1 pseudogene is annotated in these 247 nt (G+C 70.9%); it reads left to right on the top strand.

What is annotated here, in order from left to right:
- Positions 1 to 247: pseudogene (locus tag AAC083_RS23280) on the top strand (phospholipase); the annotation flags it as partial.

The following is a 247-nucleotide window of genomic DNA, read 5'->3' as shown; positions in this document are numbered from 1 at the left end:
CCGCAGGTGGCGGCCGTCTATGACCTGCCCGCCAGCCTGTTTGACGCTGAGCCTGCCTCCCTGAGCTGGCATCCGGGACAGGCCGAGGTCTGGTTCGACCGGCCAGGCAAGGGGCTGGTGTCGCGGCCGACCACGGCGCCCCTGCTCTGGCGCAAGCTGGCCGACAACCTGGGGAGTCTGAAGTTGGTGAGCCCTTACCTGATCCTGACCCGGGGGCTACGCCGCCGGCTGAGGCAGCAGCGCCGGG

This window comes from Aeromonas sp. HMWF014 (genome assembly GCF_963878295.1).
In the GTDB taxonomy this organism is placed as follows: Bacteria; Pseudomonadota; Gammaproteobacteria; order Enterobacterales; family Aeromonadaceae; genus Aeromonas; species Aeromonas popoffii.
The sequence above is the reverse complement of the archived record's forward strand: the minus strand, read 5'-3'. Positions and strand labels throughout refer to the sequence as shown.